The 10,225-nt window shown below is 53.1% G+C and carries 12 protein-coding genes and 1 tRNA gene; 4 read left to right on the top strand and 9 right to left on the bottom strand.

Annotated elements, in window-relative coordinates; all coding sequences use genetic code 11:
• Nucleotides 1-143: 143 nt before the first annotated feature.
• Complete coding sequence (locus ACTF5Z_RS09290; protein ID WP_438985390.1) at nucleotides 144-1,154, bottom strand: metal-dependent hydrolase; 1,011 nt, start codon at nucleotides 1,152-1,154, stop codon at nucleotides 144-146.
• A 1-nt stretch (nucleotide 1,155) separates the two neighbouring features.
• Nucleotides 1,156-1,773, bottom strand: a complete 618-nt coding sequence (locus tag ACTF5Z_RS09285) for a class I SAM-dependent methyltransferase (RefSeq protein WP_423849980.1) — start codon at nucleotides 1,771-1,773, stop codon at nucleotides 1,156-1,158.
• A 44-nt stretch (nucleotides 1,774-1,817) separates the two neighbouring features.
• Here ACTF5Z_RS09285 and ACTF5Z_RS09280 point away from each other — a divergent pair, with 44 nt between their 5' ends.
• Nucleotides 1,818-2,306, top strand: a complete 489-nt coding sequence (locus tag ACTF5Z_RS09280; protein WP_438985389.1) for an asparaginase domain-containing protein — start codon at nucleotides 1,818-1,820, stop codon at nucleotides 2,304-2,306.
• Between the two features lie 4 nt (nucleotides 2,307-2,310).
• Here ACTF5Z_RS09280 and ACTF5Z_RS09275 read toward each other — a convergent pair whose 3' ends face one another.
• A complete protein-coding gene (locus ACTF5Z_RS09275) occupies nucleotides 2,311-3,066 on the bottom strand; it encodes a lysophospholipid acyltransferase family protein (RefSeq protein WP_423849978.1) in 756 nt (251 codons plus the stop codon).
• A 146-nt stretch (nucleotides 3,067-3,212) separates the two neighbouring features.
• On the opposite strand from ACTF5Z_RS09275, the gene ACTF5Z_RS09270 reads away from it, so the two are divergent.
• Complete coding sequence (locus ACTF5Z_RS09270) at nucleotides 3,213-3,536, top strand: hypothetical protein (protein ID WP_438985388.1); 324 nt, start codon at nucleotides 3,213-3,215, stop codon at nucleotides 3,534-3,536.
• A gap of 10 nt (nucleotides 3,537-3,546) precedes the next feature.
• On the top strand, nucleotides 3,547-4,689 hold the full coding sequence (locus ACTF5Z_RS09265) for an alpha/beta fold hydrolase (RefSeq protein ID WP_423849976.1): 1,143 nt from the start codon (nucleotides 3,547-3,549) through the stop codon (nucleotides 4,687-4,689).
• Here ACTF5Z_RS09265 and ACTF5Z_RS09260 read toward each other — a convergent pair.
• Genes ACTF5Z_RS09260 through ACTF5Z_RS09245 form a run of 4 tightly spaced genes read right to left on the bottom strand, consistent with a single transcriptional unit; the run spans nucleotide 4,686 to nucleotide 9,047 of the window.
• Nucleotides 4,686-6,389, bottom strand: a complete 1,704-nt coding sequence (locus tag ACTF5Z_RS09260) for an amidohydrolase (RefSeq protein ID WP_438985387.1) — start codon at nucleotides 6,387-6,389, stop codon at nucleotides 4,686-4,688. The genes ACTF5Z_RS09265 and ACTF5Z_RS09260 overlap by 4 nt on opposite strands.
• Before the next feature lie 15 nt (nucleotides 6,390-6,404).
• Nucleotides 6,405-7,532 carry an acyl-CoA dehydrogenase family protein gene (locus ACTF5Z_RS09255; protein WP_438985386.1) on the bottom strand — a complete coding sequence of 376 codons (1,128 nt, stop codon included), beginning with the start codon at nucleotides 7,530-7,532 and terminating at the stop codon, nucleotides 6,405-6,407.
• Nucleotides 7,533-7,544: 12 nt separating this feature from the next.
• On the bottom strand, nucleotides 7,545-8,783 hold the full coding sequence (locus ACTF5Z_RS09250; RefSeq protein WP_423853596.1) for an acyl-CoA dehydrogenase family protein: 1,239 nt from the start codon (nucleotides 8,781-8,783) through the stop codon (nucleotides 7,545-7,547).
• 27 nt (nucleotides 8,784-8,810) lie between these two features.
• Nucleotides 8,811-9,047, bottom strand: coding sequence for a SlyX family protein (locus ACTF5Z_RS09245; protein ID WP_438985385.1), 237 nt, complete (start codon nucleotides 9,045-9,047; stop codon nucleotides 8,811-8,813).
• Between the two features lie 121 nt (nucleotides 9,048-9,168).
• Between ACTF5Z_RS09245 and ACTF5Z_RS09240 the strand changes: the two genes are divergently transcribed.
• Nucleotides 9,169-9,519 carry a translation initiation factor Sui1 gene (locus tag ACTF5Z_RS09240; RefSeq protein WP_423854969.1) on the top strand — a complete coding sequence of 117 codons (351 nt, stop codon included), beginning with the start codon at nucleotides 9,169-9,171 and terminating at the stop codon, nucleotides 9,517-9,519.
• Nucleotides 9,520-9,865: 346 nt separating this feature from the next.
• Here the strand turns inward: ACTF5Z_RS09240 and ACTF5Z_RS09235 are convergent.
• Both ACTF5Z_RS09235 and ACTF5Z_RS09230 read right to left on the bottom strand, forming a co-directional pair.
• Nucleotides 9,866-9,939 (bottom strand) — tRNA-Arg (locus ACTF5Z_RS09235).
• 33 nt (nucleotides 9,940-9,972) lie between these two features.
• Nucleotides 9,973-10,225 (bottom strand): EAL domain-containing protein (locus ACTF5Z_RS09230; protein ID WP_438985384.1); only part of this gene is annotated, 253 nt, incomplete at its 5' end.

Below are 10,225 nucleotides of genomic sequence, written 5' to 3'. Positions count from 1 at the left end.
TGGCGCATCGGCCTCATGGGCTTTAGCGCTAAAGCCGTCAACGTGCGCAAATGTTTGCTGGCACTAGAAACCGTGCTCAGTGCACAAGGTGCCAACATTGCGACCGGTAAAGCACTCGGTGCAGCACAAGCCGTTTATCACTCTTAATCGATATCTTCGCCGGTGATCATTGCCCACAACGTGGGCAATGCGGCTCTAGAATCACCGCGGTGCATTTGATAAGCCACGTGCACATCTGAGCCAACATTCGGATCGAGCTGGATACTCCACAACGCGTTAATGTCGTTTGGTAGTAGGGAATATCGCATATCGATTACACGATTAGGATCGCTCTGATCAAGCGCCAAATAATCGTTACTGAACCAGCGAAAACGCTCGATGTCCCTCGCCTGCTGCGATCCGGAATCTAACCAGGAAAAATCGCGACCGACATCGAGCTTGGCCACCGACTTCCCCTCGTAGATTTTAGTGTCGACTCCCACATGCACTGCATCCACATAAAACTGATGACTGTCTTCGTACACCGTTTTGAACACCAACAGGTTCGCAAAGCTCGGCTTGGCCTCCAGCCGCTGAGGCGAGTGCCCCCGAGCCAGCGCCAACTCCCAAGCGACGGCTTCAGCGCGATCACGCTGCACCACTCCCACTGCCACGTAGCTACCAAACCACGCCAAAGCCAGAAAAATGGGCGCGGACGACTTCGACCGCACTGTCCAAAAAATACCCAACAGCAGAGGCAGCGTCACCAAGGGGTCGATGATAGACAGTACATTCCAGGCAACACGCTCGTAACTTAAAGGCCAGAGCAACAAAGTACCGTAGGTCGTGCAAGCATCCAACAGCCCATGCGTGGCGTAACCCAGCAAGCAAAACGTGTAGACGCTCGAGAAAGTCAGATCAAAGCGCTTCCCTAGCAAAGGGGACAAGGCTAATGCACACAGCAAAGCACCGATGGGAACAAACAGCAAAGAATGCGTGAACTGGCGGTGGTATTCCAGAAACAACAGCGAGTCTGTGCTGGATCGAATCAGCACATCCAGATCCGGCGCCATACCCCCTAAGGCACCTATCAGCGCGGCTCCAGCGAGTTGTTTAGGTCGCGCTTTGGTCAGCGCAACCGCCGCGCCTAAAGCGCCTTGTGTAACAGGATCCATGTTAAACCTCGGCCCGCCCCCACACGTTAAACCCCGCGATTTTCGGGGTTTTAGGAAGGTACATCGCTTCAAGCTCGGGTAGAGCAATACCCGCCGTGGCAAATAGGCCCGCGATATCACGATTAATATGGCAACCACCCGCAATACGCTTCCAAATCGGGTTGATGCGGTGCTGCCACTTCATGACCCCGTCCTCTGGCGCCAACCCATGCTCAGAGAAGTGTATAGAACCCCCTGACTTGACCACTCTTTTCAGTTCGAGCAATGCCGCTACGGGGTCAGGAATGGTGCACAAGCTATAGGTCACGACAGCAGAATCCATCGACTTATCTTCAAGGGGGATTTGGTCGCCCGACAAGCCGCGATACTCGACATGAAAAGGTACTGCCTTGACGCGCTCCTGGGCCAGTTCCCACGATTTTTCACTTGGATCAATCCCGATGACGCATTCGACCTTCGCTGGATCATAATGTGTCAGGTTGAGCCCCGTACCAATACCAATTTCTACCACCTTGCCCAGAGCTCGGGGAACGACTTTATTGCGCTGTTTGTGAAAAGTACCAGAGCCGCAAGCGCAGTTAATCATGTGTGGTAAAATACGGTCTTCGTAAAAGCTCATGACAATTATCCCTCGGGCCCTAATTCACTATTGTTGGCAAGCGCATGCATATTCACATAATCACAACCGGCGGTACAATCGACAAGGTGTATTTTGACGCGAAAAGCACGTATCAAATTGGCCAGCCGGTAATTGAACGCTTACTTGACGAAATGAACGTTGCCTTTTCCCATACGCTTATCCCTCTGATGCGGATTGATAGCTTGGATATGAGCGATAAACACCGCCAGACGCTCGCTGATTGTATCGCAGAGCTACCGGCTGGCGCCCGTGTCATCGTCACTCATGGGACCGACACCATGACCGACTCCGCCCGCTATCTTGGTAACCTTGTGGACAAAACGGTCGTCTTTACCGGCGCCTTGCAACCTGCGGCCTTTCGTGATTCCGACGCCATCTTTAACATTGGCTGTGCCTTAGGTGCCGCGCAATCGGCGGCACCCGGCGCTTACATCGCGATGAATGGACAGATCTTTGAACCCGAACAGGTCATCAAAAATCGGGACGCCAATCGCTTCGAAGCCATTACCTAAAGACTTAGGCCTTGACCCTGTAGGGCTCAGGATCGAGTTCACGCATTTTTGCCTCGACCCACTCTTTTACTTCGTGCATGAGGTCTTCAGCGCTTCGACCTTGGCAGGTAATTGGCTCGCCGATTGCAACATCAATAGTGCCGGGGGTCAAAGCAAACGAAGCCCTGCGCCAGCAACGGCCGGAGGTGATAGCAATAGGTACTAAAACCGCATCGGTCGCCACACCCAAACGGCTGGCACCCGTTTTGTAGGCTGGGTCTACCCCGGGCACGGTTCGCGTCCCTTCAGGGAACATAATCACCCAGTTGCCCTGATCCATTAGCATACGACCTTGCTCTGCGACCTTGTTCCAAGCCTCTTTGCGTTTTGAGCGATCGATATAAATCATGTCCAAGCGGTACAGCGCCCAGCCGAATAACGGAATCCACAATAGCTCTTTCTTAAAGACGTAAGACAAGGGATTGGGACTAATCGTGGGCAGAAAAAAGGTCTCCCACGTGGACTGGTGCTTCGGGCAAAGTATCACGCGTTGCTTACTGAGAGCCAGCGCGTCAAGGATTTCTTGACCCTCAACGCGATAGTTTACACCCCCGATAATACGCGCCGCTTGAATGACGCCGTTTAAGTAGGGAACCCCAACCCGCCAATAAATAAAGTCACCGCGATGAATGATCGATACCAACAATAAGAGGCTGGCCGCTGGTATCAGTGTGATCACCAGGTAGGCGAACACCAGCGTCGAGCGAATAAACTTAAGCAAAATAAAAATCCCCCGAAATTTAGGCGCTCATTAAACCAAAAGCTGAACCACTTAAACAGTACGTTTTACTATTTACAAAGCGCCGCGTGAGGGACACACTGTGTGGTTGTATCAAATTTTACTCATAGTGGTGTTTAACCCAGTGTATGAAAAAGATTCCGACCAAAGCTGACGTTCGCAAAGCCCTTCAGGCGGAAGTGCAGGCTTTCATTGCCTCGGGCGGCTGCGTTAATCAGGTACCAGCAGGCAAGAGCGGAAAAGATGCCACCCAACCCGAACACCGCACCCTGCGAGAGATATTTACCGGCCCCAAACAAGAGCGCACCCCGCTCGATCATGTCGTGGCCGAACTGCAATCGCGTCGCAAAAGTGTGAGTTCCGCAAAGCCCAAGGTTAAAAAACGCCCCAAGAAAAAAGTGATCTACGACGACTTTGGCGAACCGCTCAGAACCGTTTGGGTAGAAGAATAAGGAGATCAAAATGACAGCTGCACCGAAAACTTTGCGCATCAGTATTCCCGAGACCGACATCAATGATCTTAAGCAGCGCTTGAGTCAGACCCGCTGGCCTGAGGCGGAGCTCGTTGACGACTGGAGCCAAGGGGTTCCTTTATCCTACCTGCAGGATTTGGCCGCTGAATGGGGCTCAAGCTACGACTGGCGTGCGTGCGAGCATTGGATTAACAGTCAAGGCTTACAGACACTGCGAATCGGTAATCAAGATGTCGCATTTTTGCATATACGCTCCGACAAGCCCAACGCCAAACCACTATTACTTAGCCATGGATGGCCCGGATCGATTCTTGAATTCAGAGAATTAATACCCCGCTTATCACAGGGCACCGATGGCGAGCAAACATTCCACCTAGTCATTCCCTGTCTGCCCGGTTTCGGCTTTTCAGGCAAGCCTCAGCAAACAGGCACCGGTGTTGCCACCATCGCCTACTTATTTGATCAACTAATGAAGGCTCTGGGCTATGCAGAGTATTTTGCCCACGGTGGCGATTGGGGCAGCATCATTACCCAGACTTTGCCTTTGCTACCCGACTCCGGCGTTCAGGGTATTCACATTACCATGCCCGTTGTGCAACCGGACCCTGCCACCATGAGCGAACTAACAGACGAAGAAAACGACGCCTTAGCTGCCGGCGCACACTACGTGCGCTGGGACAGTGGTTACTCTACCCAACAAGCCTCGCGCCCACAAACCATTGGCTACGCCTTAACCGACTCACCTGTTGGGCAGCTGGCATGGATTGTGGAAAAGTTCTGGTCCTGGACTGATTGTGAACGCGATGGCATTAGCCTGCCAGAACATGCGGTTGATCGAACAACGATACTAGACACTGTATCGCTCTATTGGTTTAGCGCCACTGCCGCAAGTTCAGCACGCTTGTACTGGGAGAGCTTTCACCCCACCGAAGAGTTGCCCATCGTCAATGCGCCAACAGGCGTGAGCTTATTTCCAAAAGAAATCTTTAAAGCCTCGCGCCGCTGGGTAGAACAGCGATTTCCTAACGTGACGTACTGGAATAGCTTGGACGCGGGCGGTCACTTCGCTGCGCTGGAACAGCCAGATACTTTAGCGCAGGAAATTAGAGCCTGTATCGCGAGCTTTACCTAGCGGCGATAAATCGTTACACCGCCAATGACCGTGCGCTCGACTTTAAGCTCGTGCACGCGGTCGGCATTTTCCAACGGGTTACCCGATAGCACCACCAAATCAGCAAGCTTACCCGGTTCAATCGAACCCAGCCTAGTCTCTTGCCCCACCTGCCAGGCGGCATCGATGGTTGTTGCTCGCAACGCTGTCATCATATCGGTACGTTGATCCACACCGAGCACCGCGCCAGAACTGGTTAAACGGTTCACCATCGCCGACACCGCACGAAGTGGGCGCATTGGGACCACTGGCGTATCTAAATGCGTGGTAAAGCGAACACCATTCTGAATGGCCCATTGTGACGGACTAATATTTTCAGCGCGTTCGGGCCCCATAAAGATATCGCGATGTCGATCACCCCAAAAATACACATGCGCTGTGAAGAATGATGGCGTCACACCCAAACGGGCCATCCGCTCAACCTGGTCTAGCCGCGACATCTGGGAATGAATCAAAATCGTTCTGTGGTCTTCAGCAGGAAACTCTTCAAGTGCCGCTTCGATGGCATCTAAAGCATCATTGATGGAGGCATCACCATTGGTATGGATGGCGACTTTGTAGCCGTGCTTGAAGATTTCACGCACTTGCCTAAACAACTCTTCGCGCGAAACACGCGCATAGCCGCGATAATCAGCATCCCCGTTATAGGGCACATGGTAAGGATGGCTCAAATAACCCGTATAACCCTGAATACTGCCGTCAGCCACAATTTTAAAGCCGACAACGTCAAACCGGTCAGTGTCCCACTCCGTCTCATCAAAGGTGCCTTGCGTAATGGCTTCGTCGTTTTCCGTTTGCAAAGGCATGACGGTGAGCCGCTGCGGTATGACGCCCCAGTTTGACATCATGCGCATGCCTTTCATCTGCTCTTGAGACGCGGCTCCCATATTTGCCGTTGTGACGCCATGCTGCGCATAGTCCTTAACAGCGGCTTTCGTCATTAAAAAACCTTCAAACGCGCCAAAACTTAAGACCTCTTGCATCAGGCTCATCATCGCGTTCTCTTCAAGCACACCTGTGGCCCGCCCCTGCTCATCGCGGACAATCACACCGCCCTCTGGATCAGGCGTTGTCGGATCAATGCCCAGCAACTCTAGCGCCTTGGTATTGACGGTAGCAAAGTGTAACGAGCTGTGCAGTGCCACAACCGGTTGCTCGGTCGAAACCTTGTCCAAATCCAAGCGAGTCGGATGACGTTGCTCGGCAATCGCGGTGTCGTCATAGCTTAGCCCTATGACCCATTCACCCGGCGCTTTCGACTGAGCTTGCGCGCGCAAGCGCTCGATCAGCATCGCCATGTCTAGGACGTCCCCCACCGGCGGGCTGCTGAGATTGGCGACTAAAGAATACATTCCCGAACCCGGAAAATGCCCATGAGCATCGATAAATCCGGGTAGCAAGGTTCGGCCGAGCAAGTCGTGGACCTCAGTTTCGTCGGTGACGAGCGCCATAATATCCTCGGTGTTGCCCACCGCCTCAATCGTGTCACCACGTACCGATATCGCCTCGGCGATGGGCGCTTCTGCGTTCATCGTTAGAACCGTGCCATCAATAAATACCTGATGTGCGGGCGGCTCCGGCGTACGAGTTGCCATTTGAAACAACACATACAGACCACCGAAAAACGCTAGGGCCACCAAAGCCCAAGTTGACTTGCTCATACCTTACCTTTCTAGTTACGCCGCTATAGGACCAAATACAATGTCAGCCAGCTTGGCGCGATGCCAAACCGCATCGCCGTACAAGGCTTTGCTGTGCATCTGACGTTTAAAATACAAGTGCACGTAGCACTCCCAGGTGAAGCCTATACCACCGTGCATTTGCACCGCTCGGCTCGCTGAAAAATCAGCCGTATCGGCCGCTGAGGCCTTGGCTACGTGACCTGCTTTCTGGGTGTTGGGCTCGACGCAGTCATAAGCACAGGCCGCGCTGTAAGCCAGTGACTTGGTTTCATCAATTGCCATCATCACATTGACTAATGGGTGTTTAACGCCTTGGAAAAATCCCAGCGGACGCTCAAACTGCTTGCGCACGCTCACATACTCAACCGTAGTTTGCAATAACCATTCGCCTGCGCCGACGACATCGGCAGCCAAGAGCGCAGAAATTGCGGGGTGTGCGGCCGTAAAAGCGGCACATGCGTCCGAACCCAATTTAACGGCAGACACCCCGTCAAAGGTAACCGTCGCCTGATCACGTGTTAAATCGATAATGGCGTCTTGTTTTACACTCACACCTGCCGCACTCTTATCGACCCAGTACCAAGCAATACCGCTATCGGATTGCGCAGCAACCAGCAGTGCATCGACTTTACCGGCTTCTTGCACAAAATACGCCGTACCGCTGAGTACCCCACCGCTTGCCTGCACCTGAGTTGTACTTGGCTCATAGCTACCGTGCTGATCGGCAAAGGCCAGCGCTACCGATTTACCCTCTAAGATCGCCTCAAACCCAGCGTCGGCTTGATCACAATGCGATAGCACTAAACCTGAATTCAGGGTTTCAAGCAAAGGGCTTGGGCAGGCGGCTTTACCTTGTGCTTCAATTAAACCTGCGACAGCTACCAGGGGCAAACCTAAACCGCCTTTTTCTTCAGGCACGGTTAGAATTGACCAGCCGAGTTCCACCATTTCAGCCCAGATTTCGGGCTTCCAATCCACCACGGGATCGCGCTCGGGGGTCGAATCGTGCGCCACTAGGGCATGCAGTTGATCCACCGGCAAACGATCATTAAAAAACTTTTCTGCTTGCGCTTTGAGGGCTGCGGCATCCGCGTCGTAGCCAAAATTCTTTGGTTGTGCCATGGTCAAACCCTCCTATTTAGACTTCGGCAGGCCGAGCACACGCTCGCCCAAAATATTACGTTGTACTTCGCTGGTGCCGGCAGCAATCGTGAAACCAAAGGAGTTCATGTAGCCCAATGTCCACTGCCCGCCTTCCAGCGCAGCGTCGTCGCCTAGGTATAAGGAGCCTTTAGCACCTCCGACTTCCATGGCTAGATTCGCAGTTCGCTGATGCAATTCGCTTACCTGCACCTTACCTTGCAGCGGTATACGCATCGGATGGTCGGTTAATTCGGGCACCCGTCCACGCCGCGAGGTCTGAATAAAGCCTTCTTCGCGGACCAACTCCTGCATGATTTTGTCACGCATGACCGGATCGTCCGACACCGGCTTGCCGCCGCGCATTGTCTCTTTCGCAAGTTTCACGACCGCGCTCACGGAGGTTGTGAACGAGGCCTTCGATGTCATGCCTCCGGCTCGCGGTGTATCCAGGTTACCCGCACCGCGCTCGAATAGCAGCGTGGTCATGGCCACCTGCCAGCCCTTACCGAGCTCGTCTAGGCGCATGCGGTCGTCCACCACAAGGTTTTCGAACAAGACCTCGTTGAAGCCAAGCTCACCTGTCATCTTAATCAGGGGGCGAACAGTAACGCCTTTGCCCAAGGCAGATTTAATGGGCACCACAAAATAGCTGAGGCCGTCGTATTTGTGCGACTTATCCGTGCGCACCAAAATAATCATCCAGCTCGCAAAGTGCGCCAAACTCGTCCACACTTTATGACCATTGATCACCCACTTACCATCATCCGTGGGCTCGGCAAAGGTTTGCACACTTGCCAAATCCGAGCCAGCGCCCGGCTCACTGAATCCCTGACACCAAATATCTTCACCCGATAGCAAGCGAGGCAGTAACTCGGCTTTTAGCTCATCACTGGCGTGGTTCAGAATCGTCGGCGCTGCCATACCTAAGCCAATAACGTTAGGCAAGATCGGCGTCTTAGCACGAATCATCTCATCATTGGCTATCCGCTGAAAATTCGTGTGGCCTCCGCCGCCACAAAACTCAGGGTAGTCGCAACCGACCAGACCTGCGTCATAGGCCGACTTCTGCCAAGCCTGTAAGAAATCCATTTGATCGCTGTTCATGATCTCGATGGCGCTTTGCGGCAAACGGACTGGCGGTTCGCCGGGGTGATTTGCTGCCAGCCAAGATCGGCAGTGCTCTCTGAAGGCCGCCTGTTCCGGGGTATCGACTCTAGCTCCGTCGCTCATGTTATTCTCCTTTATTGTTGGTAAGGGTCAATAATGTGGGGGGCGTTCAACAGCGTTTGTTTCACCCCACTGCGCGCTTGCTGCTTCCAGCTCTCCGCGTAACTCATCTAGTTGGCGTTTTAGCTCACGAATCATTACGTCCTGCCGAGCAACAATATCGTCGAGCTCTGCGTGCGCCTCCTCGGCGAATACCAAACGTGTCTGCAGATCCACGATTTGTGCTTCCAAAGAGTAGAGATGAGGGCCTGTCTTTGTCTCGGTCATTTCGCGCCAACTGTGTGCCGGAGGTAATCCCCAATCATAACGATGATTCGCCAGCGTAACCACCAATGCGTTAAACTTTTACCTTTGACCATTGACCGACGAGTGACATCAGGAAACCGCCATGGGGAAGAAATCAGGCCTTGTCTATTCAACCGAGCACGGCAGGCTGTGCCACGGCTGTGGCCAGCCCGAGGCTCGGTGCCAATGTGGCCCTACCGCCCCGCCGGCAGGCGATGGCTGGGTCCGCATTATGCGCAGCAATAAGGGACGCGGAGGCAAAACGGTATCGATTGTAAGTGGACTGGGCTTGGCTGGCGCTGATTTAAAAACCTTAGCCAAGCAGCTAAAACAGCAATGCGGCGTCGGCGGTGCTGTCAAGGACTTTGACATCGAGATTCAAGGCGACCAGCGCGAGAAGATAAAGACGTATTTGGAGTCGATTGGGTACAAGGTCAAGTTCGCCGGAGGTTAAAAAAACAAGACCAGCGCTCGCTTAAATAAAAGTTTTGTTTTATATTTACGTGCTGATCATAAAGGTGTGAACAAGGGAACAGTACCCCCCCCCCCCCCCGAATTTAAACCATAAAAATCAAAAGGTTACATGCTTTTTACTGGGGGATTGTCGAATATGCGGCACGCTCAAAGTAGCTTTGCAGCGACAACATAGAACGTGGCTTGAAAAATGGCGGTACGATGCGAAGTATCAGTGTCCTACGTGTGACACCGTTTATTTGCGGAGGAAGTCACGTTGATTACGCTTCGCTGAGCCGAAATCAACCGGCCATAGGGATGCCGACTATGCACCCGAGTGGGTTTGACCCGCCCTTCAGGATTCGAACCTGAGACCTTCCCCTTAGGAGGGGGACGCTCTATCCATCTGAGCTAAGGGCGGAGGTCGCTAGACTACCATAAGCGCTCACGAGACTCACCCCAACGACGGCACCCAGCGTAACTCTGGTTTACCGTACAGATACCCCTGCGCCTTTCGTAATCCCAGTGCTTGCAGTTGACCCTGTTGCTCCTTTGTCTCTACACCCTCGGCGATGACATCAAGATCCAAACTTGCGGCAAGCGCAGCAATGGTCCTAACCAACGATTCCTCTGGCGTATTTTCCGACAAACTCTTGATAAATGACTGATCAATTTTTAGCGTATCCACGGGAAGTTTTTGCAAATAA

The organism is Aequoribacter sp. (assembly GCF_965659035.1).
Taxonomy (GTDB): Bacteria; Pseudomonadota; Gammaproteobacteria; order Pseudomonadales; family Halieaceae; genus Aequoribacter.
The sequence above is the reverse complement of the archived record's forward strand: the minus strand, read 5'-3'. Positions and strand labels throughout refer to the sequence as shown.